Origin of the sequence: Nocardia coubleae NBRC 108252, assembly GCF_001612805.1 — a bacterium.
Classification (GTDB): domain Bacteria; phylum Actinomycetota; class Actinomycetes; order Mycobacteriales; family Mycobacteriaceae; genus Nocardia; species Nocardia coubleae.
Genome location: NZ_BDBD01000003.1, coordinates 46,795 through 71,009, shown reverse-complemented (window position 1 = coordinate 71,009; position 24,215 = coordinate 46,795). Strand labels below are relative to the sequence as shown.

At 69.0% G+C, this 24,215-nt stretch carries 23 protein-coding genes and 1 pseudogene; 14 read left to right on the top strand and 10 right to left on the bottom strand.

What is annotated here, in order from left to right:
• Positions 1 to 59 precede the first annotated feature (59 nt).
• Complete coding sequence (locus NCO8_RS01820; RefSeq protein ID WP_245655202.1) at positions 60 to 932, bottom strand: YdcF family protein; 873 nt, start codon at positions 930 to 932, stop codon at positions 60 to 62.
• Positions 933 to 1,096: 164 nt separating this feature from the next.
• Between NCO8_RS01820 and NCO8_RS01815 the strand changes: the two genes are divergently transcribed.
• Positions 1,097 to 1,948: a bifunctional 5,10-methylenetetrahydrofolate dehydrogenase/5,10-methenyltetrahydrofolate cyclohydrolase gene (locus NCO8_RS01815; RefSeq protein ID WP_067635848.1), complete on the top strand. Its 852-nt coding sequence runs from the start codon at positions 1,097 to 1,099 to the stop codon at positions 1,946 to 1,948.
• A 13-nt stretch (positions 1,949 to 1,961) separates the two neighbouring features.
• On the opposite strand, the gene NCO8_RS01810 is transcribed toward NCO8_RS01815, so the two are convergent.
• The 3 genes and pseudogenes from NCO8_RS01810 to NCO8_RS01800 form a co-directional block, all read right to left on the bottom strand.
• Complete coding sequence (locus NCO8_RS01810; protein ID WP_157104743.1) at positions 1,962 to 3,275, bottom strand: DUF8176 domain-containing protein; 1,314 nt, start codon at positions 3,273 to 3,275, stop codon at positions 1,962 to 1,964.
• Between the two features lie 111 nt (positions 3,276 to 3,386).
• Positions 3,387 to 3,755, bottom strand: a pseudogene (locus NCO8_RS01805) (L,D-transpeptidase); the annotation flags it as partial.
• 245 nt (positions 3,756 to 4,000) lie between these two features.
• Positions 4,001 to 4,660: a cyclodeaminase/cyclohydrolase family protein gene (locus NCO8_RS01800; RefSeq protein WP_084456360.1), complete on the bottom strand. Its 660-nt coding sequence runs from the start codon at positions 4,658 to 4,660 to the stop codon at positions 4,001 to 4,003.
• Between the two features lie 126 nt (positions 4,661 to 4,786).
• Here NCO8_RS01800 and NCO8_RS01795 point away from each other — a divergent pair, with 126 nt between their 5' ends.
• The gene (locus NCO8_RS01795; protein ID WP_067491994.1) at positions 4,787 to 5,824 is read left to right on the top strand and encodes an LLM class F420-dependent oxidoreductase; all 1,038 of its coding nucleotides are present in this window, start codon (positions 4,787 to 4,789) and stop codon (positions 5,822 to 5,824) included.
• A 73-nt stretch (positions 5,825 to 5,897) separates the two neighbouring features.
• On the opposite strand, the gene NCO8_RS01790 is transcribed toward NCO8_RS01795, so the two are convergent.
• Positions 5,898 to 6,233, bottom strand: a complete 336-nt coding sequence (locus tag NCO8_RS01790) for an STAS domain-containing protein (protein WP_067492179.1) — start codon at positions 6,231 to 6,233, stop codon at positions 5,898 to 5,900.
• A gap of 263 nt (positions 6,234 to 6,496) precedes the next feature.
• Here NCO8_RS01790 and NCO8_RS01785 point away from each other — a divergent pair, with 263 nt between their 5' ends.
• Genes NCO8_RS01785 through NCO8_RS01775 form a run of 3 tightly spaced genes read left to right on the top strand, consistent with a single transcriptional unit; the run spans position 6,497 to position 8,723 of the window.
• Positions 6,497 to 6,976, top strand: coding sequence for a cation:proton antiporter regulatory subunit (locus NCO8_RS01785; protein WP_067635861.1), 480 nt, complete (start codon positions 6,497 to 6,499; stop codon positions 6,974 to 6,976).
• Between the two features lie 60 nt (positions 6,977 to 7,036).
• On the top strand, positions 7,037 to 7,519 hold the full coding sequence (locus NCO8_RS01780; RefSeq protein WP_067491996.1) for a cation:proton antiporter regulatory subunit: 483 nt from the start codon (positions 7,037 to 7,039) through the stop codon (positions 7,517 to 7,519).
• 10 nt (positions 7,520 to 7,529) lie between these two features.
• Positions 7,530 to 8,723 (top strand): cation:proton antiporter, encoded by a 1,194-nt coding sequence (locus NCO8_RS01775; protein WP_157104744.1) that lies wholly within the window; start codon positions 7,530 to 7,532, stop codon positions 8,721 to 8,723.
• A gap of 1 nt (position 8,724) precedes the next feature.
• Here NCO8_RS01775 and NCO8_RS01770 read toward each other — a convergent pair whose 3' ends face one another.
• Both NCO8_RS01770 and NCO8_RS01765 read right to left on the bottom strand, forming a co-directional pair.
• Positions 8,725 to 9,378 carry a response regulator gene (locus tag NCO8_RS01770; RefSeq protein ID WP_067635841.1) on the bottom strand — a complete coding sequence of 218 codons (654 nt, stop codon included), beginning with the start codon at positions 9,376 to 9,378 and terminating at the stop codon, positions 8,725 to 8,727.
• Positions 9,375 to 10,391: a sensor histidine kinase gene (locus NCO8_RS01765; protein WP_067635859.1), complete on the bottom strand. Its 1,017-nt coding sequence runs from the start codon at positions 10,389 to 10,391 to the stop codon at positions 9,375 to 9,377. Before NCO8_RS01765 ends, NCO8_RS01770 begins: the two co-directional genes overlap by 4 nt.
• A 180-nt stretch (positions 10,392 to 10,571) precedes the next feature.
• On the opposite strand from NCO8_RS01765, the gene NCO8_RS01760 reads away from it, so the two are divergent.
• The 3 genes from NCO8_RS01760 to NCO8_RS01750 are packed head-to-tail and all read left to right on the top strand — an operon-like array spanning position 10,572 to position 12,631.
• On the top strand, positions 10,572 to 10,847 hold the full coding sequence (locus NCO8_RS01760; RefSeq protein WP_067635839.1) for a cation:proton antiporter regulatory subunit: 276 nt from the start codon (positions 10,572 to 10,574) through the stop codon (positions 10,845 to 10,847).
• Positions 10,848 to 10,876: 29 nt separating this feature from the next.
• The gene (locus NCO8_RS01755; RefSeq protein ID WP_067492004.1) at positions 10,877 to 11,335 is read left to right on the top strand and encodes a CBS domain-containing protein; all 459 of its coding nucleotides are present in this window, start codon (positions 10,877 to 10,879) and stop codon (positions 11,333 to 11,335) included.
• A 12-nt stretch (positions 11,336 to 11,347) separates the two neighbouring features.
• Positions 11,348 to 12,631, top strand: a complete 1,284-nt coding sequence (locus tag NCO8_RS01750) for an ArsB/NhaD family transporter (RefSeq protein WP_067635838.1) — start codon at positions 11,348 to 11,350, stop codon at positions 12,629 to 12,631.
• On the opposite strand, the gene hutG is transcribed toward NCO8_RS01750, so the two are convergent.
• Together hutG and hutI are read right to left on the bottom strand one after the other, a co-directional pair.
• Positions 12,622 to 13,533 (bottom strand): formimidoylglutamase, encoded by a 912-nt coding sequence (hutG, locus tag NCO8_RS01745; protein WP_067635836.1) that lies wholly within the window; start codon positions 13,531 to 13,533, stop codon positions 12,622 to 12,624. The two genes, NCO8_RS01750 and hutG, sit on opposite strands and share 10 nt — an antisense overlap.
• 10 nt (positions 13,534 to 13,543) lie before the next feature.
• Complete coding sequence (gene hutI / locus NCO8_RS01740) at positions 13,544 to 14,716, bottom strand: imidazolonepropionase (RefSeq protein ID WP_084456358.1); 1,173 nt, start codon at positions 14,714 to 14,716, stop codon at positions 13,544 to 13,546.
• 222 nt (positions 14,717 to 14,938) lie between these two features.
• Between hutI and NCO8_RS01735 the strand changes: the two genes are divergently transcribed.
• Positions 14,939 to 16,336 (top strand): amino acid permease, encoded by a 1,398-nt coding sequence (locus NCO8_RS01735; protein ID WP_067635832.1) that lies wholly within the window; start codon positions 14,939 to 14,941, stop codon positions 16,334 to 16,336.
• Between the two features lie 41 nt (positions 16,337 to 16,377).
• Positions 16,378 to 17,946, top strand: coding sequence for a histidine ammonia-lyase (hutH, locus tag NCO8_RS01730; RefSeq protein WP_067635858.1), 1,569 nt, complete (start codon positions 16,378 to 16,380; stop codon positions 17,944 to 17,946).
• 229 nt (positions 17,947 to 18,175) lie between these two features.
• Here the strand turns inward: hutH and hutU are convergent, their stop codons facing one another.
• On the bottom strand, positions 18,176 to 19,852 hold the full coding sequence (gene hutU / locus NCO8_RS01725; RefSeq protein ID WP_067635830.1) for a urocanate hydratase: 1,677 nt from the start codon (positions 19,850 to 19,852) through the stop codon (positions 18,176 to 18,178).
• A gap of 125 nt (positions 19,853 to 19,977) precedes the next feature.
• On the opposite strand from hutU, the gene hutC reads away from it, so the two are divergent.
• The 4 genes from hutC to NCO8_RS01705 all read left to right on the top strand — a co-directional run bounded on the left by hutC (position 19,978) and on the right by NCO8_RS01705 (position 24,195).
• Entirely contained in the window at positions 19,978 to 20,748 is a 771-nt protein-coding gene (gene hutC, locus NCO8_RS01720; RefSeq protein ID WP_084456362.1) for a histidine utilization transcriptional repressor HutC, read from the top strand.
• A 192-nt stretch (positions 20,749 to 20,940) separates the two neighbouring features.
• A complete protein-coding gene (locus NCO8_RS01715; protein WP_157104742.1) occupies positions 20,941 to 21,210 on the top strand; it encodes a hypothetical protein in 270 nt (89 codons plus the stop codon).
• A 652-nt stretch (positions 21,211 to 21,862) separates the two neighbouring features.
• Positions 21,863 to 22,930 (top strand): polyprenyl synthetase family protein, encoded by a 1,068-nt coding sequence (locus tag NCO8_RS01710; RefSeq protein WP_067635825.1) that lies wholly within the window; start codon positions 21,863 to 21,865, stop codon positions 22,928 to 22,930.
• On the top strand, positions 22,927 to 24,195 hold the full coding sequence (locus NCO8_RS01705) for a hypothetical protein (RefSeq protein WP_067635823.1): 1,269 nt from the start codon (positions 22,927 to 22,929) through the stop codon (positions 24,193 to 24,195). Before NCO8_RS01710 ends, NCO8_RS01705 begins: the two co-directional genes overlap by 4 nt.
• Positions 24,196 to 24,215 lie beyond the last annotated feature (20 nt).

The following is a 24,215-nucleotide window of genomic DNA, read 5'->3' as shown; positions in this document are numbered from 1 at the left end:
CCCAATACCTCCGTGGTGCACAAAACACCGAGGTGGTTCCGTACGCCTCAATCAGCCTGTCAGCGCGAACTGTCGAGCTCGAAAGTACGAGTCGCATCCAGATAGATCCCCCGCTGAGCACTGCGATCAGGCGGCGGCAACTGGGAAACCAACTGCTCCAACGACGTCATAGCCCCCACCACATTCGTCCCCGCCACAATGAAATCCGCAACAGCACGCCGGATGTGATTGGGAGAGGTCACCACCACCGCACTGTTCGCGCCGAGATCGCGCAGCAGCTTCGTGCTGAACAGCGCATTCTGCACCGTCGACCCGGCCCGGTCCTCGACATGGATCCGATCGGCGGGCAACCCGCGCCCGATCAACCACCGCCGCATCGCCTCGGCCTCGGAGATCCCGTTCTGCGGGTTGCCGCCGGTGACGACGACCGGCGAGAACGGCGCCGCGATGGCCTGTAACCAGGCGGCCGTGAGCCGGTTCTCCAGTTCCGGCCGCAGCGCACCGTCGGGCAGCAGACCGTACCCGAGTACGACGATGCCGGTCTGGGGTCCGATGAGGGAGGGGAGCGGATTGGGCAGCGTCGACACCGCGGCGGTCACCGCGTGCAGCACCCGCTGCGTCCCCGCCGCCATCGCCGGATCGAGACTGCCCAACCGCTGCATCGCCTCGTTCACCGCCGCCGCGTCACCGGCGTGATGTGACCAGATGGCATGCAGGGCAAGAGCTTCGGCATCACCGGGGTCGGCGCTGATGAGGGCGCGCAGATCGGCGCGCCCGGCATCGAGATTGCCGTCGGTGAAATGCCGCTGCGCCGAGTTGTAGAGGGCTGTCACGTCCGCTTCGGCGGCGGCGGGGCCGACCGTGGCACTCGTGACCGCCGCGACCGCGGCGAACGCCGCGGCGAGCTGTTTCCATTGCCTCGAGATCTTCACGACAGTCGCGACCTTCCGGGTGGCGTACATGCGGGCAGAGCTGATGGCAGAGCTGCCGGACACCCTACGACCCGTGACGGTCCGGTCCGGGTAACCCGCCGTCGGCAGGCGCGTCGCGGCCCGGCGCTTCGGGGTGCACCCGGTGGCCGATAGGCTGAGCAACCGTGGATACCGCTTCGCTGACCGGCAAGGAACTCGCCGCCGCCATCAACGCCGACTCGAAACAGCGCGCCGCCGCGCTCACCGACGCGGGCACCGCGCCCACGTTGGCGCTGGTCGTCGCCAACGACGACCCGGCCAGTGCCTGGTACGTGAACTCCCTGCGCAAAGCCGCCGAACGGCTCGGCATCGCCTGCGAGAAGATCGATCTGGGCGCCGAGGCGACCGCCGAGCGGATCCGCGCGGAACTCGATGCCCGCAGCGCCGACCCGGCCACCGACGCGATCATGCTGCAGACCCCGCTGCCCGTGGGCGTCAGCCTCGACGACGTGAGTTCCGCGATCGCCGCGAGCAAGGACGTCGACGGTGTGAGCCCGCTGTCACTCGGCCTGCTCGCCTCCGGCCTCGACGGGTTCGTGCCCGCCACCTCCGAGGCGGTCGTGGAGCTGCTGAAGCATCACTCGATCGCGTTGCAGGGCAAGCTCGTCACCGTGGTCGGCCGCTCCAATATCGTCGGCAAGCCGCTGGCGCAGCTGCTGCTCGCCGAGAACGCCACCGTCACGGTCGCGCACTCGCGCACCACCGACCTGGCCGCCGTCACCACGGCCGCCGACATCGTGGTCGCGGCCGCGGGACGGATCGGTCTGGTCACCGGCAAGCACATTCGTGAGGGCGCCGTGGTGATCGACGTGGGCACCAACGAGGCCGCCGACGGTGGCATCGTCGGTGACGTCGACGCCGCCTCGGTCGACGGCAAGGCCGCCGCCCTGAGCCCCGTGCCCGGTGGCGTCGGCCCGGTGACCACCGCGCTGCTCATGCGGCACGTGGTGGTCGCTGCCGAGAAGGCAAGGGCCTGAACACTTTCCGGAGTTAGCGGACCGGCCCGATCGAGGTGATCAGCGTTTTGGCGCCCACCTTGGTCGTGCCGACCAGCTGCGGGTTGTAGACGATCGGCACCTCGTCGGGCCGGTACTCGGTGATCGTCACGAAGTACTGTCCGGCGAACGCGCCCGGCGTGATGTCGAGGCAGTGTGTGGTACCGACCGGAATGGTGTCGATGCCCGACTGGATCTGCGCGCCCGTGGGCAGCGCGGCGTCACCGGCCACCAGCGTGCGCGCCTGATCGCCGGACCGTGCGACGTAGTAGGCGTGCTGGAAGGCCATGATGGCCGATACTCCGCTGTCGGTTCCGCCGGGACCGTTGCCACGCACGAGGCTGCCGACCTGTTCGGACGGGCAGTGCCCGACGCCGGGCGCGGGCGCGGCGACGGTCGACAGCGTGGTGCTCGCCGACGTGGAAGCCGGTGCGGGACCACCGAATTGGAAGTATCCGACGCCGATCAGGACCGCCCCGGCCACCGACGCGGCGAGCGGAGCCACCCACCGAGGTGTGCGCCTGCGCTTGGACCGGTCGATCATCCGCGCGAAAACCTCGTCGTCACCGTTGTAGTCGGGTGCCGGACGCGGCTCCCACTCCGCCGTATACCGATCCGACCAGCCGTCACCAGCACCGGCTGGGGCAGCGGGCGATTCGGTCGGTGTCGCCGCCGCCTCCTGCCGGGCCGGCACGGGCGCCACCGATTCGGCCCAGCCCGATTCCGGCTCGGGTCGAGGCGATTCGGGCCACGTCGATTCCTGCCAGCCCGATTCCGGTCGAGCCGATCGGTGCCGCCCGGGTTCAGCGGCCGATTCGGTCCGCTCGGATTCCTGCCGGGTTGCTTCCGGCCGAGCGGTTTCCGGTCGAGCCGAGTCGAACCACGACGACGCGGGCCACGTGGATGCCGACCGCGCCGAGGTGGACGACTCCCATTCACCCTGCGCGTCAGCCGGTTCCGGCGCGGGGAAGTCGGCGTCGACGATGGGCAGCTTGTCGGTATCGGGCCCGTTGTTCGGCAAGATGAACGGCGTATCGACTTGGCCCGCACCGGGATCCATCGGCCCACCCACGATCGGGAGCCTATCGGTGGCGAAGGCGTCGCGCACGGGTACCGGAGCCGACAGCGAGACGACCGGAATACCCGCGGGCGTGGTCGGCCCGCCCTCTATCCGGTGCCGGGCACCGGTTCCCGAGGTGCCTGCCTCGCGGCTGCGGCGCCGTGGCAGGGCACCTCGGAGCGGAACACCAGCCGATCCCGGGTCCTGCTGTCGAGCCCCGATCGGTCTGCGCGCTTCCGGTCGATCCATCGCCCCACCTTCATCAGGCATCCGCCGTCAGGGAATGTCCCGCAACGATTTCATTACGGGCACGATACTGCCCTGACGCCGTGTTCGCCGAATGCGCGGGCGATGAGCGCGTCACCAGTGGATATAGACCTGGTCGCCGACACCGACATTCTCGAAGTACCAGGCGGCGTTCTCGGGCGAGAGGTTGATGCAGCCGTGGCTCACGTTGGCGTAGCCCTGCGAGTCCACCGACCACGGCGCCGAGTGGACGTACACGCCACCCCACGTCAGGCGAACGGCGTACTCACCGTCGATGATGTAGCCCTCCGGATCCTCGAGCGGGATGCCGATGGTGCGGGAATCGAACACCACCGCGCGGTCCTTCTCCAGCACGGTGAAGGTGCCGGTGGGCGTCTCGAAACCGGGTTTGCCCATGGAGGCGGGCATCACGCGTGTCTCGCCGTTGGCGGTCACCGTGAAGGTGTGGTTCGACAGGTCCGCTTCGGCATAGGTTCCGCCACCGTACTGGGTGCGCTGGTCCCCGATCAGATCCGCGGACGCGGCTCCCGACCAGGACGCGGCCAGTAGTGCCGCCATGATCGCGACGAACAGAAAACGAAGTGCGTTTCTCATAAACGCCACCCCTTCGGTCACTCGTAGGCGTCTCCCGAGTCTAGGCGTCCATGATCAACTGGACCTCTCGAAGTGGTAACGGCCTACGGGTCGATCGGAGTGTCGGCTTGTGCTCAGCCGCGCACGACATGCAGGACCTGGGCGTGCAGCGCGTCGGCGCGTGCGGCGATGGTCTCCACCCGCACCAGTACCGCTGCGAAATCGTCACCCAGTGCGGCGGGCAGCGAGGCCAGATTGATCTCGATATTGAGCTGCGAACTCTGCGCGGCGGCGCGGGCGGCATCGGCGGCGGCACCGATGTCGGTGACCACGTTCGGGTTGCCGATCGGCCGCAGTTCCCCTGCGAGGGAGAGGATTTCGTCGGCCTCGTCGACCACGGCGGCGGGTACCCGGGCGGCCTCGACGAGGGCGGCGTTGATCGCGGCGGTGCGCTCGGCGACCTGGTCGTCGGTGTCCTTTGGCAGCTTGTAGGCGGCGCCGACGGCGGTGAACGCGGCCGCGTCGGCATCGGCCAGCGCCAGCGAGCGGGCGCGGGCGGCGTCGGCGGCCTCGATGATCCGGTCGATCACCGGCCGGTTCTCGGCGTCCTTGGCCCGGGTGGTGTAGCGCGCGACCATCGCGACCAGTGCCGCGGCCTGGGCGACGTGCAGTGCGGCCACCGCGCCACCGCCGGGAGCGGGCACCTTGGCGGCCAGCTCCGACAGATAGTGCTCCAGGGTCACGTCACCGAAGGAGGGTGCGGTCTGCTGCGGTGACACGGTGGGCTGCGACACGACGTGGTGGCCTTTCGACGGGGATTGCTTCACTCTCAACGCTACCGCGCACCCTGCCCGACCAGCGAATGTAGGCACGGACCGACCGGTCGGGGTGCCCGGGTGGGCCGGGTCTATGTTGGGTGCATGCGGATCGGATTGAGCATCAACTACTCGGGCGGTTTCAAGGAGGTGGCGGCCGAGGTCGCCGACCTGGAACGGGCAGGCCTCGACGTCGTCTTCGTGCCGGAGGCGTACTCGTTCGACGCGGTGAGCGCGCTGGGCTTCCTGGCCGCGCGCACCGAGCGGGTGCAGCTGGCCTCGGGCATCCTGCAGCTCTACACCCGTACCCCCAGCCTCACCGCGATGACGGCGGCGGGCCTGGACTTCGTCTCCGACGGCCGGTTCATCCTCGGCATCGGCGCGTCCGGCCCGCAGGTGATCGAGGGCTTCCACGGTGTGCCCTACGACGCCCCGATCGGGCGCACCCGCGAGCTGATCGAGATCTGCCGCAAGGTGTGGCGCCGCGAGAAGCTCAACTACCAGGGCAAGTATTACCAGATCCCGCTGCCCGCCGACCGGGGCACCGGCCTCGGCAAAGAGCTCAAGCTCATCAATCACCCGGTGCGCGAGAACATTCCGGTGCTGCTGGCCGCGCTCGGCCCCAAGAACGTGGAGCTGGCCGCCGAGCTCGCCGAGGGCTGGCAGCCGATCTTCTTCCTGCCGGAGAAGGCGAACGATGTCTGGGGTGACGCGCTGGCCGCGGGCAAGGCCAAGCGCGATCCGTCGCTGGGCGACCTCGAGGTGTACGCCGGTCCCGCGCTGGCGATCGGCGAGAACGTCACGCCGCTGCTGGAGTTCGTGAAGCCGCACCTGGCGCTCTACATCGGCGGCATGGGCGCCAAGGGCAAGAACTTCTACCACACCCTGGCCACCAAGTACGGCTACGGCGAGGCCGCCGACCGCATCCAGGAGCTGTACCTGGCCGGCGACAAGCAGGCCGCCGCGGCCGCGGTGCCCGACGACCTCGTGCGCGATGTGTCGCTGATCGGGCCCGAGGGTTTCGTGAAGGACCGCATCGCCGCCTTCGCCGAGGCCGGTGTCACCACGCTCAACGTCACCCCGATCGCCGAGAACGCGGCGGGCCGGATCAAGCTGATCGAGCAGCTGCGCGGCCTCTGCTGACCCACCACAACGCGACGCGCCGCATCACGGACAACTCCGGGATGCGGCGCGTCTGCGTCGGTGGACTACGCGGTCACGACCGCAGCGACGCCAGGGCGTCGGCGAGGGTGGTGTGCATGGCGAACACCTGGTCGAGGCTGGTCATCTTCAGCTGACGGCTGGTAGCCGGCCCGTCGGCGACCACCGCGATGGCGGTGTCGTCGCCCGCGCGTTGATGCGCGGCGACCAGCGTGGCCATGCCCGCCGAGGCGAGGAACCCGACCGCGGTCAGGTCGATCACCAGGGTCGCGGGCTTGTCGGCGAGGATGGCCTCGATGGCGGCGTCGAGGGCGGGCGCGGTCGCCAGGTCGACCTCACCGGTCACCGTCAGGACCGTGACGCCGTCGTGTACCGCCGTCGTGGTGGTCATCGTGTCCGTGAGTGGATAAGCGTCTCCGGGTGTGTTGGTCACCGATCAACAACACACAACTTCGCCCGAATACGCAAGCCGTTCCCCCGATCGCTGTCGCCGCACCGGTGCGCCACCGGGTGCCCGCGCCCCGGTCGTGACCGCCATCGATCCGGCGGAAACGGCGGCGTGCGGTGCGTCACGATCGACGGCGGATGGGCATCGTCGCGGCCCCCGCGCGGGGGTGGCCGCACCGACGGGCGCGGTCGTCGTACTGTGTGGGCGTGAACATCGATGTGACGCCGTTACCGGGAATCGGCGTGTGCAAGGACTTTCCGCTGGCGGAGGCCCGCCGCCGGATCGGCGTGATCGAACACCGTGACGGCACTGTCGATCTGGTCGTGTCCCGTGCCGGTGACGCCGAGACCAAGACCTCGATCCCGTTGTCCGGCACCGAGATCGGTGTCCTGGCGGGGTTGCTCGGTGCGCCGCAGGTGGTGCAGAAGAAGGCCGACTCGCTCGGTGTCGACGATCTGTCGACCAGGCAGTTCGCCATCGATCGCGGCAGCCCGTTCGACGGGCGCCCGCTGCGCGACACCGCCATGCGCACCCGCACCAAGGCCTCGGTGGTCGCGGTGGTCCGCGCGGGGGAGGTGACCCCTTCGCCGGGAACCGATTTCGTCTTCGTCGCCGGGGACCTGGTGGTGGTCGTCGGCACCGGCAAGGGCCTCGAGGCTGCCGGAAAATTGCTCGACGCGGGCTGACGAGCCGTGACGATAGTAAAGAGAAGGTAAGGTATCGCCTAGCTGAGGTTAGGTGATCCCATGAATGTTGAAGTCACATCCCTGCCCGGAATCGGTGTCAGGAAAGAGTTCTCGCTGACCAAGGTGGCTCGGCGCATCGGCGTCGTCGACCACCGCGACGGTGGCACCGATCTGATCTTCACCAAGATCGACGACCCCGACACCACCGTGCAGGTCCCGCTCTCCGACGGCGAAGCGCGCACGCTCGCCAGCCTGCTCGGTGCCCCGCGACTCGTCGCGCAACTGCAGGAGGAACACCGCGATCTCGACGGTGTGAGCACCCGGTCGCTGCCGGTGCTGCCCGATTCGCCCTACGCGGGCCGCCGCCTCGGTGAGACGGAGATGCGGACCCGGACACTGGCCTCCATCGTCGCGGTGCTGCGCGCCGGTCAGGTCCACCCCTCGCCCGGACCGGAGTTCGGTTTCCTCGGGGGCGACATGGTCGTCATCGTCGGTACGACCGCCGGGCTCGACGCTGCCGCTTCGATCCTGTCCGACGGCTGAGCCCGTGCAGATCAGTGGAACAACGCTGGCGCTGATCCAGCTGGGGGCTGTGTTCTTCGGATTGGGTGTGCTCGGGCGCATCGCGGGCCGCATCGGCCTGTCACCCATTCCGCTCTATCTGCTCGGGGGCCTGCTCTTCGGCACCGGCGGCCTGATCGAGCTGCACGAGGTGGAGGAGTTCATCCACATCGCCAGCGAGATCGGTGTGGTGCTGCTGCTATTGCTGCTCGGTTTGGAATACACCGCGGGTGAATTGGTCACCGGCATGCGCAAGTCGTGGATCGCCGGCCTGCTCGACCTGGTCCTCAATGCCACGCCGGGCGTGATCGTGGCGCTGTGGCTCGGGCTCGGACCGACCGGTGCCATCGCGATGGCGGGCGTCACCTACATCTCCTCCTCGGGCATCGTCGCCAAGGTGCTCAACGACCTGGGCAGGCTCGGTAACCGCGAGACACCGGTGGTGCTGTCGATCCTGGTGTTCGAGGACCTGGCGATGGCGATCTATCTGCCGGTGCTCACCGCCGTGCTGGCGGGTGTCGGCTTCATGGCCGGGCTAACCACCGTCGGTATCGCGCTGGTCGCGGTGACGCTGGTGCTCATCGTCGCGCTGAAGTACGGCCGGTACGTGTCGGCGATCGTGGCCAGTGAGGACCGCGAGATCTTCCTGCTCAAACTGCTCGGTTCGGCGCTGCTGGTGGCCGGTGTCGCCTCGGCGGTGCAGGTGTCGGCCGCGGTCGGCGCGTTCCTGCTCGGCATCGCGATCTCGGGGGCGACCGCGCACGAGGCGACCAAGATCCTCGAACCCCTGCGCGACCTGTTCGCCGCCATGTTCTTCGTCCTGTTCGGCTTGAGCACCGATCCGGCGACCATCCCACCGGTCCTCGGCTGGGCGGTCCTGCTGGTCGTGGTCACCACCGTGACGAAGCTGTACACCGGCTGGTGGGCGGCCAAGCGCGCGGGCGCCTCCCAACTGGGCCGGGCTCGCGCGGGTGCTGCCCTGGTCGCGCGCGGCGAGTTCTCCATCGTCATCGCGGGCCTCGCCGTCGCCGCGGGTGCGGTACCCGACAGCTTCGCCGCCCTGGCCACCACGTACGTGCTGCTGATGGCCGTGATGGGACCGATCGCGGCGCGCGTGGTCGAACCGGTGGTCCGGGCGACCGTCGGGCGCAAGTCGAAGGTGCGCATCGACCCGAACGCGGAATGACTCACGGCTCGATCAAACCTGAGCGGATCGCGTAGCGGGTCAGGTCGAGCCGGTCACGCAGGCCGAGTTTCTGCAGGATATTGGCGCGGTGGCGGTCGACGGTCTTCACACTGATGACCAGTTCGGCCGCCACCTCCCGTGCCGAATACCCTTCGGCGATCAGCTTGAGCACCTCCTCTTCGCGGGCGGTCAGAATGGTCTCGGGCAGCCGTCCGCCCTGGCGGGCCAGGTGCAGATAGTCGCGGACCAGGGCGGTCACCGCACCCGGGTACAGGAACGACTCGCCACGCATCGTCGCCCGGCAGGCCTCGATGAGGTCGCGGTCGGCGACCGATTTCAGCACGTACCCGGAGGCGCCCGCCTTGAGCGACTCGAAGAAGTACTGCTCGTTGTCGTACATCGACAGCATCAGCATGCGGACACCCGGATGCGCGCGGGTGATCTCGCGCGCCGCCTGGATGCCGGTCATCCTCGGCATCGCGATATCGAGGATCACCAGGTCGACGGTTTCGCCGGCGAGGGCGGTCACCGCGTCGTAGCCGTTGGCCGCCTCGGCGACCACGGTGAGGTCGGGTTCGTTGTCGAGGATCAGCCGTAGTCCGCTGCGTACCAGGGCGTGGTCGTCGGCGAGCAGGATCCGGGTGGGGGCGCTCATACCGGTTCTCCGACGTGTGCCTCGCGGTGAACCGGGACGACCAGTTCCACTGTGGTGCCGGCGTCTTCGGATGTGGTGATGGTGAGCGTCGCGTCGACGAGCATGGCGCGTTCGCGCATCCCCCGGATTCCGGCGCCCTCGGTGACCACCCCACCACACCCGTTGTCGTGCACGCGAAGCACCACGGAGTCGGCGTGGCCGGCGAGTCGCAGGCTCACCTGGTCGGCACCCGAGTGGCGCAGCACGTTGGTCAGGCTCTCCTGGGCGATGCGGTAGCAGACGAGTTCGACCGCGGGGTCGAGCCTGCTGATCGACGGGTCGACCTCGCGGTGCACGGAAATGCCCGCGCTGCGGGTGAATTCGTGGCACAGCGCGGTGACGGCACTGTGCAGCCCGAGGTCGTCGAGCACGTCGGGCCGCAATCGTGACGCGATACCGCGCACCTCGTCGAGACATCCGCGCACCGTTTCCTGCGCGTCGGTCACCTCGTCCCGCAATTCCTCCGGCGCGCGGTCCACGACCCGTTTCAGCCGCAACAACGCCACGGTCAGGCTCTGGCCGATCTCGTCGTGCAGTTCGCGAGCGATCCGCTGACGCTCACCTTCCTGTGCGGCAAGCGCCGTGGCTCCGGCCGCCGATCGCTCGGCCTCGAGCCGGTCGAGCATCGCGTTGAAAGTCTCGATCAGCCGGTGGAAGTCCCCACTGGCGCGCCGGTCGAAACGCACCGCGCGGCGTGGCGGGTCGACGCGGCGCATAGCCGTGACCAGTTCGTCCAGGGGCGCCAGGCTGGTGCGCAACGCCAGCGCGTTGGCGGTGAGCATCACCGCGAGACCGATCACCAGCACCGGCACCTCGGTCAAACGCAGCCGGGCCGACACGGTGGCCGGGGAGAGCGCGAGGATCAGCGTGCCGAGCGTGAACACCACACCGTTGAGCAGGCAGATCCGCCAGAACAGCGCCGTCACCGGCGTGCGCTGATCCCGTCCTGCTCGCACCCTCGCGAGACGCTTCATAGCTTCCAGCATGCTGACGCGCCCGGCCGCTGTCCATCGGGTGCGACACCCATCCGTGCCTGCGCACGACCGCCGGATCGGCACCGGAAATGGGTGCCCGCGCCGATGGTCGCCTGCCCGCGGGCGCACCAGACTCGAATCCGCACGCACTCGACCGTGTCAGGGGAAGGACCGCCCGGGATGGATACCGACAGGACGACGATCCCCGGAACCGGGGTGCTGCACCATTTCCGCACCGGTCGTGGCATCGACTTCGCGCTGCTCACCGAGTCGTCCGGCGGGCGGAGGCTGCTCGTGTACGCCCCCGGCAGTGACGAGCCGTGCGTCGATCTCGTGCTCGAACCCGAGGAAGCCGACCACGTGGCCGAGCTGATGCACACCAGTCCCCTCGCCGATCGGTTGACCAGGCTCGAGCAGCGGGTCGATCGGCTCGCCGGAAAGCGGGCCGAGCCGTGAGCACCGTCGAATCACCCCGGAGCCGAGCCATGCGCGCACGCGATATCGCGATGAACCTGCCGACCGTCCGCATCACCGACCCGGTGGCCCGCGCGGTGCGGGTGATGGTCGTCAACCGGTTGCCCGGCCTGGTCGTGGTCGACGCCGAGGACCGACCGGTGGCCGTGCTGCCCGGCACCCAGGTGCTCCGCCTGGCCATCCCGGCGTCGTATCAGGACGACACCACCCTGGTCCGCACGATCGACGAGGTGCACGCCGACCTGTTCTGGCAGGAACCCGGCAGCCTCACCGTCGGTGATTGCCTGGCCGACGGCGCACCACGACCGGCCACCGTCACCCCGGACGCGACCCTGCTCGAGATCGCGATCCTGATGGCGCGCAAGCACAGTCCGCTCATCGCGGTCGTCGACCGGGCCCGCACCCTGTGCGGAGCGATCACCCTCGAACGGTTGCTGACCAGTCTCGCCCTCGCCGGCCCAGGCGACTGATCGGCGCCGACGATGGCCGCCGTCCTCGCCGTGACCATCTTCGTGGTGGCGTTCTTCTTCATCGCCACGGAGCGCGCCGACAAGGTCAAAACCGTGCTGATCGCCGCGGGACTGATGGCGGTGCTGGGACTGATCCCCGGTGAGAAGGTGTTCTTCTCCCCGCACGAGGGCATCGACTGGAACGTCATCTTCCTGCTGCTCGGCATGATGATCATCGTCGGCGTCGTCAAGCAGACGGGGCTGTTCGACTACCTGGCGATCTGGTCGGCCAAGCGCTCGCGCGGCAATCCCTACCGGCTGATGGTGATGCTCATGCTGATCACCGCCGTGGCCTCACCGTTCCTCGACAATGTCACCATCATCATGCTGGTCGCCCCGGTGACGCTGGTGGTGTGCCGCAGGCTCGGTATCAGCGCCCAGCCCTTCCTGATCGCGGAGGTGCTCGCCGCGAACATCGGTGGCGCGGCGACGCTGATCGGCGACCCACCCAACATCATCATCGCCAGCCGGGCGGGGCTGAGCTTCAACGACTTCCTGGTGCACATGGCCCCGATCGTGGTGCTGGTCTTCGCGCTGTTCGTGCTGTTCACGCGGGTGTTGTTCCGGTCGGCGCTGCGTACCGACCCCGACTCGGTCGAGGCCGTGCTCGCCCTGCGGGAGCGGCGCGCGATCCGCGACCCGAGACTGCTCGTGCGATCGCTGATCGTGCTGGCCGCGGTGGTGGCCGGGTTCTGCCTGCACAGCGTGGTGCACGTGGCCCCATCGGTGATCGCACTCGTGGGTGCGGGCGTGATGGTGCTGGTGTCCGGACTCGACATCGGAGACATCCTGCACGAGGTGGAATGGCCGACGCTGGTGTTCTTCATGGGCCTGTTCGTGATGGTCGCCGGCCTGGTGCACACCGGGGTGATCGCCGCGGTCGGCGCGGCGGCGAGCGCATGGGTCGGCGACGACTATTTCCTGGCCGCCACCGCACTCGTCTTCGGGTCCGCGCTGCTCGGTGCGTTCGTGGACAACATCCCGTATACCGCCACCATGGCACCGGTCGTGGAGGACATCGTCGCGGATGCCCCCGACCCCGAGACCGCGCGCTCGCTGTGGTGGGCGTTCGCGCTCGGCGCCGACTTCGGCGGCAACGGCACGGCGGTCGCGGCCAGCGCCAATGTCGTCGCACTCGGCATCGCCGCGCGGGCAGGCCAGCGAATCAGCTTCTGGCAGTTCACGAAATACGGCGCGGTCGTCACTCTGTTCAGCTGCGTCATCGCCTGGGCCTACGTCGGTGTGCGCTACTTCTGAGACACGCGCCGGGTGACGAGGCGGTGCAGGAGTCGGGCGGCGGTGCGGGCGGTGCGGTTGTCGATATCGAGCGCCGGGTTGAGTTCGGCGACGTCGGCGACCACGAGCTTGCCGCTCGCGGCGACCTGGTCGCAGACGGCCTGCACGACGGGCAACGCGACACCGAACGCGGCGGGCGCGCTGACACCCGGCGCGACCGCGGCGGGCAGGACGTCGAGATCGATCGTGAGATACAGCAGGTCGATGTCGGCGAGGAAGTCCGCGACGAAGGTTTCGGCACGCTCGGCGGTGCAGTCGTCGTCGAGCAGATAGCGCACGCCGAACCGATCGGCGGTGTCGAACAGGATCGTCGTGTTGGCCGGCTGGCTGATACCGAGCACCGCGTACCGCACGTCGGCGCCGGACTCGAGGATCTGCCGGAACGGGGTTCCCGAGCTGGGTACCAGGTCCGGACGCAGATCGAAATGCGCGTCCAGATTCAGGATTCCGATGACGGCGCCCCCGGCGCACTCGGCACCTGCCAGGCCGAGGTAGGTGCCGAAGGCGACCTCATGGCCGCCCCCGAGCACGATCGGGAAGGCACCCGCGTCCAGCAGCGCGGTCACGGTGTCGCCGAGCCTGCGCTGGCCGTCCTCGAGCCGCTGATCGGTGACCGCGATCGTGCCCGCGTCGAACGCGCGCAGCGGGGCAGGCAGTGCCATCGGCGACAGCGCGCGGCGCAGGGCATCGGGCCCATCGGCGGCGCCCGGCCGACCCTTGTTGCGGCGCACGCCTTCGTCACTGGCGAAGCCGACGAACACGCAGGCGCCGGGGTCGACGCCGGGTTCATAGGGTGCGACGGCCTGATGCCAGCGCAGATGCTCGGGTGACGTGCCGTCGACGCGGCCGGTCCAGGAAGTCATGGGGGACACTTCAGTTCGATGCGAGCACGCCGCCGCGCCACACCTGGCGCACGAGCGGAACGCCGGGACGGTAGGCCAGATGCAGATGTGACGGCGCGTCCAACGCGACGGCGTCGGCCCGCATGCCGGGGGAGAGGGCGCCGATATCGCCGCGCCGCAACGCTTTCGCCCCACCCGCGGTCGCCGCCCAGACCGCCTCGTCCGGTGTCATGTGCAGCTCACGCACGGCCAGGGCGATACAGAACGGCAGGCTGGTGGTGTAGCTCGTGCCCGGGTTGCAGTCGGCGCCGAGGGCAACGGTGACCCCGGCGTCGAGCAGCGCGCGCGCATCGGGATAGCTGTTGCGCGTGCAGAAGTCGGCGCTGGGCAGCAGCGTCGCCACGGTGTCGCTGTTCGCGAGCGCGTCGATATCGGCGGCGCCGACATGGGCGACGTGATCGACCGACGCGGCCCCCAGTTCGACGGCGAGCTGCACGCCCGGCCCCTGGTGCAGCTGATTGCCGTGCACGCGCGGCACCAGCCCGTGCGCGATGCCCGCACTGAGGACGGCATGCGACTGGTCCCGGTCGAAGGCGCCCTGCTCGCAGAACACGTCGATCCACCGGGCCTCGGGCGCGCAGCGCGGAATCATCTCCGCACACACCATGGCCACGTAATCGTCCGCGCGCCCGGCGTATTCGGGCGGCGGAACGTGCGCGGCAAGCAACGTCACCTCGTCGGTGTGGCGGCCCGCGATGCGCACGCTGCGCCATTCGTCGTCGACGGTCTGGCCGTAACCGCTCTTGATCTCGACCGTGGTGCTGCCTGCCCGCAGCGACTCGGCGAGCAGCCGCCGCACGGTCGCGTCGAGTTGCTCGTCGGTCGCCGTGCGCGTCGCCGCGATCGTCGTGCGGATGCCGCCCGCGCCGTAGGGGCGGCCGGACATGCGCGCGGCGAACTCCTCGGCACGGTCGCCGGCGAAGACCAGATGCGAATGCGACTCGACGAAACCGGGCAGCACCGCGCGACCGTCGAGGTCGACCGCCTGATCGGCGGCGGGTGCGTCGGCGCTGTCACCCACCCACACCACCTGCGCGTCGTCGAAGACGACGGCCGCGTCGCGGCGCAACCCGAGCGGGCCGTCCCCGAGAGCCGGGTCGTTGGTGACGAGGGTGCCGATATCGCGCAGCACGGTGGTTGGCACGGTTTGTCCTCCTGGCGGCGGGCTGTGCGATGGATCACGCCAGCTATGTATAGGCCTGTATATACAGGATAGTCAAGCGCTACGGTGCCAGACGGTAACTGGCCATTGACACGGCTGTATAGACAGGCATATACATGTAGGGGTCGTTGTGACCGGCCCCACAGGCGAAGAGACCGGGCATCACCGGCGACCCTGCGCCCTTTCCGATCCCGGGAGAATGGTTTGAACAAGCCCGCCGCCGCGCTCACCCGCGGCCTCACCGCCCGCCATATCCGTTTCATCGCGCTCGGTTCGGCCATCGGCACCGGCCTGTTCTACGGGTCCGCCGAGGCGATCCACCGGGCAGGTCCCTCGGTGCTGCTGGCGTACCTGATCGGCGGCGCCGCCGTGTTCCTCGTGCTGCGGGCGCTGGGTGAGATGGCGGTGAGCAACCCGGTCGCGGGCTCGTTCGGTGAATACGCCAGCCAGCACCTCGGCCCGCTCGCGGGCTTCTTCACCGGCTGGACCTACACCTTCGAAATGCTCATCGTGTGCCTGGCCGATGTCACCGCGTTCGGTGTGTACATGGGGTTCTGGTACCCGGACGTGCCACGCTGGATCTGGGTGCTCTCGGTCATCTTCTTCATCGGCGCGATCAACCTGCTCAGCGTGAAGGTCTTCGGTGAGGTGGAGTTCTGGTTCAGCCTGGTCAAGATCGTGGCCATCGTGGCGATGATCGCCGGCGGTATCGCCGTGCTGATCTTCGGCTTCGGCCTCCACGACACCAGCGCGGGCGTGCAGAACCTGTGGGCCGACGGCGGCTTCTTCGCCACCGGAATCGGCGGCTTCATCGCCTGCTTCGCCATCGTGATGTTCGCCTTCGGCGGTACCGAGATCATCGGTATCACCGCGGGCGAGGCCGAGAACCCGCAGCGCACCATCCCGCGCGCGATCAACACCGTGCCCGTGCGCATCATCGTGTTCTACGTGCTCACCCTCGCGGTGATCATGGCGATCGACTCGTGGCGCACCATCGGGGACGAGGGCAGCCCGTTCGTGCAGATCTTCCAGAGCCTGGGCCTCGGGCCCGCCGCGGCGGTGCTCAACGTCGTGGTCATCACGGCCGCGCTGTCGGCGGTCAACAGCGACATCTTCGGTGCGGGCCGGATGATGTACGGCATGGCCCAGCGCGGCCAGGCGCCCGCGGCGATGAAGCGGGTCTCGCGCAACGGGGTGCCGTGGATGACGGTGGTCATCATGACCGTCACCCTGCTGGTGGGCGTTCTGCTGAACTACCTGATCCCCGACAAGGTGTTCCTGGTGATCGCCTCGATCGCCACCTTCGCCACCATCTTCGTCTGGCTGATGATCCTGCTCGCGCACCTGCGCTCGCGGCGCGGCATGAGCCCCGAACAGGTCGCCGCACTGAAGTTCCCGGTGCCGCTGTGGCCCTACGGCCAGCTGATCACCATCGCGTTCCTGGTGTTCGTGATCGGGGTCATCGCCTTCGACGCCGACAGCCGGGTGGCCCTGGTCGTCGGTGCGGTGTGGCTCGCGCTGCTCGGTATCGCCTACCGCCTGTGGGTCCGGCCCGCGACCGCCGAACCCGAGCCGGTCGCCGTACCGGCCGACGTCGCCTGAACTTGCTTGTCCTGCACGCTTATTCGGAATGGAGAAATATCGTGGGTATCGACTCGAACCGGTCGGTCACGCTGGAACCGGTCGTCGTCGGCACCGGTCCGGTGTCACCCGCCGACGTGGTGCGGGTGGCACGGGAGGGTGCCGCGGTGCGGCTGGCCGAGGAGGCGCTGGCCGCCATGGGCGAAAGCCGGGAGCGCATCGAGGCGCTGGCCGCCGACCCGCGACCGGTGTACGGGGTGTCGACCGGGTTCGGCGCGCTCGCCGTGCGCCACATCCCGCAGGAGTCGCGTAAGCAATTGCAGCGCAGCCTCATCCGCTCGCATGCCGCCGGATCGGGGGCCGAAGTGGAGCGGGAGGTGGTGCGCGCCCTCATGCTGCTCCGCCTCTCGACGCTGGCCACCGGCCGCACCGGCGTGCGACCGGTGGTCGCCGAGACCTACGCCGCGCTGCTGTCGGCGGGCATCACCCCGGTGGTCCACGAATACGGCAGCCTCGGCTGCTCCGGTGATCTCGCACCGCTGGCTCACGTGGCGCTCGCCGTCATCGGGGAGGGCACGGTCCGCGACGCGAGCCGCACCGCGATGCCCGCCGCTCAGGCGCTCGCCGCCGCCGGGATCGCACCGGTGGAGCTGGCGGAGAAGGAGGGGCTCGCTCTCATCAACGGCACCGACGGCATGCTCGGGATGCTGCTGCTCGCCTGTCACGATCTGCGCGCGCTGCTGCGGCTGGCCGATGTCACCGCCGCCATGAGCGTGGAGGGCCTGCTCGGTACCGACAAGGTGTTCGCCGCCGACCTGCAGGCGCTGCGCCCGCAGCCGGGCCAGGCGGTCGCCGCCGCGAACATGACCCGGCTGCTGGCCGATTCGGCGATTGTGGCCAGTCATGCCACCCCCGACTGCACCGTGGTGCAGGACGCCTACTCGCTGCGCTGCGCACCGCAGGTGGCCGGTGGCGCCCGCGACACCCTCGCCCACGCCGAGCGGGTCGCGGGGTACGAGCTGGCAAGCGCCGTCGACAATCCGGTGGTCACCCTGGACGGCCGCGTCGAGTCCAACGGCAACTTCCACGGCGCCCCGGTGGCGTATGTGCTGGACTTCCTCGCCATCGTCGTCGCCGACGTGGCCAGCATTAGCGAGCGCCGCACCGACCGTTTCCTCGACAAGGCGCGCAACCACGGGCTGCCGCCGTTCCTCGCCGACGACCCCGGTGTCGACAGCGGCCACATGATCGCCCAGTACACCCAGGCGGCGCTCGTCTCCGAGCTCAAGCGCCTCGCCGCGCCCGCATCGGTGGACTCGATCCCGTCCTCGGCCATGCAGGAGGACCACGTGTCCATGGGCTGGTCGGCCGCCCGCAAACTGCGTCGCGCCATCGACGGCCTCACCCGTGTGCTGGCCATCGAGGCGCTCACCGCGGCCCGCGCCCTCGACCTGCGTGCGCCGCTCACACCGTCGCCCGCCACGGCAGCGGTGCGCGATGCCCTGCGGACCCTGGTCCCAGGCCCCGGCCCCGACCGGCACCTCGCGCCCGAAATCGAGGCGGCGGTGAATCTGGCCGCCTCCGGTGCGCTGCTGGAGGCCGCGGAATCCGTTGTCGGCCCGCTGGATTGACTCGGCTGTACTGACCCGCGCCGCTGTAACCGAATCGGCCCCAGGTGGTTCCCGCCACCTGGGGCCGTTTCGTCGTGGATTTCCGGGCTCCGCGTGGTGAAAGCGGGTGGCGCGCCTTGGGGGCTGTAGGCCGCGACTCACGCAGCGATCCCGGACATCCGCCGCGTAGATACCCGTGACACGATTCGGCGCCGGGTGCGTTTCACACCCGGCGCCGAAGTATGCGATATCAGCTCTCCTGCATCGGGATTCGCACACCGCGTTCCCGGGCGACCTCGGCCGCGTGCTCGTAGCCCGCGTCCACGTGACGGATCACGCCCATACCGGGATCGTTGGTGAGCACCCGCTCCAGCTTCTGCGCCGCCAGGGGCGTGCCGTCGGCGATACACACCTGACCCGCGTGGATGGACCGACCCATGCCGACACCGCCGCCGTGGTGGATCGACACCCACGAGGCGCCCGATGCCGTATTGAGCAGGGCGTTGAGCAGCGGCCAGTCGGCGACGGCGTCCGACCCGTCGGCCATGGCTTCGGTCTCGCGGTAGGGCGAGGCGACCGAACCGGAATCGAGGTGATCGCGCCCGATCGCCAGCGGCGCCGACAGCTCGCCCGAGGCCACCATCTCGTTGAAACGCAGTCCGGCGCGGTGCCGTTCGCCGTAGCCGAGCCAGCAGATACGCGCGGGCAGGCCCTCGAATTTCACCTTCTCACCGGCCATGGTGATCCAGCGCTTCAGATGCTCGTTGTCGGGGAACAGCTCGAGAATCGCGCGGTCGGTGGCGGCGATATCGGCCGGGTCACCCGAGAGGGCCGCCCAGCGGAACGGGCCCAGGCCCTCCTCGAACAGCGGCCGGATATAGGCGGGCACGAAACCGGGGAACGCGAAGGCGCGGTCGTAGCCGCCCTTGCGAGCCTCGTCACGGATCGAGTTGCCGTAGTCGAACACCTCGGCGCCCTTGTCCATGAACCCGACCATGGCCTCGACATGCTTGGCCATCGATGCCTGCGCCTCGGCGGTGAACCACACGGGATCCTTCTCGGCCATGGTGTGCCAGTCCTCGAGCGCGACCCCGATCGGCAGGTAGGACAGCGGGTCGTGCGCGGAGGTCTGGTCGGTCACCACATCGATCGGCGCGTCCATGGCAAGCAGCGCCGGGAACACCTCGGCGGCATTGCCGACCAGACCGATCGACAGCGGCCTGCGCTCGTCGCGCGCGGCGACGGCCAGCTCCAGCGCCTGCTGGAGCGAGTCGGCCTTGGTGTCCAGATAGCCGTGCGCGATGCGGCGATCGATGCGGGCCGGATCGACATCGACACACAGGGCCACGCCGTCGTTCATCGTCACCGCGAGCGGCTGCGCGCCGCCCATCCCGCCGACACCCGCGGTGAGCGTGATCGTGCCGGCCAGCGACCCGCCGAAACGTTTACGCGCCACCGCGCCGAAAGTCTCGTAGGTGCCCTGCAGAATGCCCTGGCTGCCGATATAGATCCACGAACCGGCGGTCATCTGCCCGTACATCATCAGGCCGGCCTGTTCGAGTTCGCGGAACTTCTCCCAGTTGGCCCAGTCGCCGACCAGATTCGAATTGGCCAGCAACACCCGCGGCGACCATTCGTTGGTGCGGAATACGCCGACCGGTTTCCCCGATTGCACGAGCAGTGTTTCGTCGGACTCGAGGGTTTCCAGGGTCCGCACGATGGCGTCGTAGGCCGCCCAGCTGCGGGCCGCGCGCCCGGTACCGCCGTAGACGACCAGATCGTCGGGGCGTTCGGCGACCTCGGGGTCGAGATTGTTCATCAACATCCGCAGGGCGCCCTCCTGCTGCCACCCCTTGGTGTGCAGCTGGGGACCGCGTGGGGCACGGACGGGGCGCGGACCTGCGGCGGGCGCGGTGTCGTCGGTCATGTGTTCACTCCTCGAAAGACGGGTGTGTCCGGGGTCACTGAACACCAGATTAGTGGTATAGTCCTGTCTATACAAGTAGCTGCCGAAATCGGCCGCGACGTATTCTCTTGGTCGAGCGGAGGGAAATACCGGTGGTGGCGATCGAAGTGGCCGATGCGGAGCTGGCCGCGCTCTACGGCGAGCTCGGTACGGAGTTCGCGGCGTACGAGCGGGTCAAGCAGCTGATCATGGCGCAGATCAAGGGCGGCCGATGGAGCGCGGGGGAGCAGATCCCCTCGGAGAATCAGCTGGTCGCCGCGCTCGGGCTGTCGAGAATGACGATCAACCGCGCCCTGCGCGATCTCACCGCCGACGGTGCCCTCACCCGGGTGATGGGCGTCGGCACGTTCGTCGCCGCGGGCAAGGCCACCTCACCACTGTTCGAGGTCAGGAACATCGCCGACGAGATCGCGCGGCGTGGGCACCGGCACCGCACAGAGGTCGTCTTCGTGCGCGCCGAGCAGATCGACGAGGGCCATCCGATCCTCGGAAACGACCTGAGCGGCACGGTGTTCCACTCACTGCTCGTGCATCGCGAGGACGAGGTGCCGATCCAGCTCGAGGATCGCTACGTCAACCCGGCCCAGGCGCCCGACTATCTCGCCCAGGATTTCACCGCCGTCACCCCCAACACCTATCTGAGCGAGGTCGCCCCGCTGCTGCGCGGTGAGCACGTCGTCGAGGCCGTGCGGGCGAGCCAGGACGAGTGCGCGCTGCTCGGCATCGCCCGCGACGAGCCGTGTCTGCTGATCCGGCGCCGCACCTGGTCCTCCGGCGGCCTGGTGAGTGCGGCGCGGCTGATTCATCCGGGATCACGTAATCGTCTCGAAGGCACTTTCGGTACCGAACCGGGCTGAGGGCGACTCGCGCGTTCCGGTGACCGCGTTCATCGGCGTCGCTGAATTAACATGACCCATGAGCAAATATTTCGCAAACTGAGTTATCACCATTTCGTGACAATCGGGCGAATGGCGTTCACCGGGCTGTAGCTTTGTTTATGGATCGCTGAGTTCGACGTTCGCTGAGTTCCATCCATGGAGAGGGCGGAAATGGCTACGATCACGCGACGCTCCGGGGCGACGATGGCGCCCTCGACTCTGGTAACTCTCGGTTTGATCCTCTTGATCCCGGTACTGCTCACCGCGGGCCCGATCGCCGCCTCGGCGATGATCGCGCACTACGCCGGTGTCGGCTGGTCCGGGGGACTCGTCCTGTCCGCGATCGCGGTGGTGGTCGTCGGGTCGATCCTGGCCGCCGCATGGTCGTTCCGGCTGGCTTGGCAGCGCGGTCACCGTCCCTTCGGTTCGCGCCCCCGCTGACGACCGCCACGCCACGCCACGGGGTCCTCGCCCGTGGCGTGTCATCGCACGGAATCCCCCTGAACCGGTGTTTCGCTGCCGCACAGCCCATTTCGGGGCCGTGCGGCTGTGGTTTTCGATTCGCGCGACCGCGTCACCGATTGTAGAGTCGCGAACGTAACACTTCTCGGCCGTCGAAGTCGCCGGCCTCTGGACGTCTCCCGCTGACCTCTCAGCGCAGATGCGCAAGCCCACAGTGTCGTGGCACCCCTCCGTGAAACCGTACCCGCGATGAACAGTCGCGCGCTGACCGCACCCCTCCGGCCTGCTTGCCGCACGTGCGTAAACGCTTGTGCCGCAGCGTGTTTCATGTCACTACGGTGATGACATCAAGACGTCGGCTGTAACGCTGTCATCAGTTACTTCTGCTCAAAAACATTGTGCTCCAGTGCTATTCGTGCACGTCAGAGCGAAACCTTCACTAGTGCTTGACAATTGGGACAACCGTCTACAAAACTACCCGTCGGTAGCCAGTGATCGGGACAACACGGCCCCGACGCCCGCCGGTGGCGACACCCCTCCGACTCCTCCGAGGCGATTCCTCGAAAACCTCTGTCCACCAGGCGCAATGAGCTCTGCAGCCATCGTGACCACACCAAAGGAGTTCAGCGCTATGGACAACTCCGCGCTAGCCTCAGCCCATCGCCCCGAGGTTCCCCAGGCGGTGCACGTGGAGCACCCCGGTGACCAGGTGAGGGTCCTGCCGCGACCGGCCGGTCCGGTCGAGCAGCTCCCGCTCGTCGCCGCGCGCCTGCCCGAAATCCTGCTCACCGGTGAGGATTTCGACGACATCTACCGCCATGTGCTCGCCGCGCCCGGCAAGCGGGTGCGGGCCAGGCTCGTGCTGGCCTGCGCCACCCTGCTCCCCGATGCGCCGGGCGACGCGGTGTCGCCTGCCGACGCGGTCGACCTGGCCTGCGCGATGGAGATGCTGCACGAATCCTCGCTGATCCACGACGACATCTGCGACGGCTCCCTGCTGCGCCGCGACGCGCCGTCGGTCCCCGCGGCCTTCGGTGTCCGCCAGGCCGCCCGCGCCGGTTTCCACATGGCGGGCGCCGCGATGAAGGTCGTGGCCCGCGTGCTCGCCGACAACCCGGCGATGGCCGAGCGCATCACCGACGCTCCCGGTATCACCTTCGCCGACCGGCTCTCGGAGCTGTCGTTCGGCCAGCTCATCGAGACCCTGCCACCCGCCGTCGACGTGCCCGCGCTGCGCAGGCACTACGAACTGGTCGCCATCGCCAAGACCGGCACCCTGTTCCGGCTGTCGTGCGCCTACGGCGGCACCGCGGGCGGCGTCGACCTGGACCGGCTGCACGCGCTGATGGTGTACGCCGACCAGCTCGCCATGGCCTTCCAGATCATGGACGACGTCCGCGATATCGAGGGCGGCCCCGGCCTCGGCAAGGACGCAGGCGGTGATCTCGAACGTCGCGTGCCGACCTGGCCGGTCATCGAGTGGCTCGACCTGCGCGAGGGCGCCCGCGACCTGTGGCTCGACCCGGCCACACCGAGCGAGACCCTGCGCACCGACCTCGTGGACAGCGGCGCGACCAAGGCCGCCCGCGTGGTCGCGGTGACCGCCACCGAAACCGCGGCCGACGCGCTCGACGTGTTCGGCCCCTCTCCGGCGCGGGACGACCTGCGCGAACTTCTGCGGCAGGTGATCTCCCGATGAGCGATGTCCGACTCCTCCAGCTGGCCCGCGGCCTGCGTGTGCTGCGCCGCGCCCCCGACCTGGCCGCCATGCGCGCCGCGCGCACGCCCGAGGAACTGGCCCGGCTCGCCCTCGTTCCGGCCGGACGCAACCTCGGTATCGCGGTGAGTTTCCTGCCCGCCCACCAGCGTGCCGAAGCCGCCGCGGCCCTGCTCGCGTGCCGGGTGCTCGACGCCTACGAAGATCTCGCCGACCGCGGCCACGCGGGTTCGGCTGTGCTGGCCGCGGCCGAATACCTGAACGGCACAAGCGATTCCGCCCCGCCCGCGCTGCCGCCGACCACCGGCGTCGTGCGCGACAGCGAGGCGCTGGACCTGTTGCTCGCCGAGCGCATCGCCGACATCCGCGCGCTGGTCACCGGATTGTCGCCGCAGGCGCGCGAACGGGTGGCGAGCGTGCTCACCGACATGGCCGCGGTGATGGCCCGCAACCTCGACAAGCCGCTGCCGCGCGTCACCTACAGCGAGGGCGTGCTCGGCCGCGTCACCCATTACGCGTGCACCCTGGTCGCCGACGGCGTACTGCCCGAGGACGACCTGCGCGAGCTCACCGGCTGTATCGCGGTGATCGCCCAGTCGGCCAACGACCTGCGCGACGGCGAACTCGAGCTCTACGGCGCCGCCGACCGCGAGGAACTCACCCGCATGGTGATGCTGCGTCAGCTCGCCCCGACCCTCGGCGGCTTCGCGCTGCTCGCCAGGCTCGGCCCCGGCACGCCGGGATTCGGCGCCCGCGCGGCCATGGCCTACATGACCATCACCACCTCGGCGTTCCTGTGCGGTGCGGTCGGTGCGCCCAAGCCGTACCGGCGTCCGCTCACGGCGTCCGTGCTGGCCGCGGGTTCACCGAAGTACTGGACCCGCATGCTCGAGCGGGTGCGCGCGGGGGCCGACGGCGCCATCCACACCATGCTCGACGCCGCGCCGGACTTCGCGGCCGAGCTCCACGTCCCCAAGACCGATGTGCTGCGCGCCGGTGGTGAGAACTCGTCCGCGACCTCGCTGGTCCCGCTGATCGTCGACACCACCTTCGCCCTCGTGCGGGCCCTGCCCGAGGAACCGATGACCGGCGAACCGGCCGGCTCGACGGTGCGCACCATGATGATCGCCGACCACCTGGCCTTCGGGGCCATGGAGCGGGTGCCGGGCAACCGGCCCGACGCCCTGCGCGACCTCGCCGAGCGCCTGCAACAGGCAGCGCTCGCCACCGACGCAATTCGTTCATGAGCATCGTCACTACTAGCGAA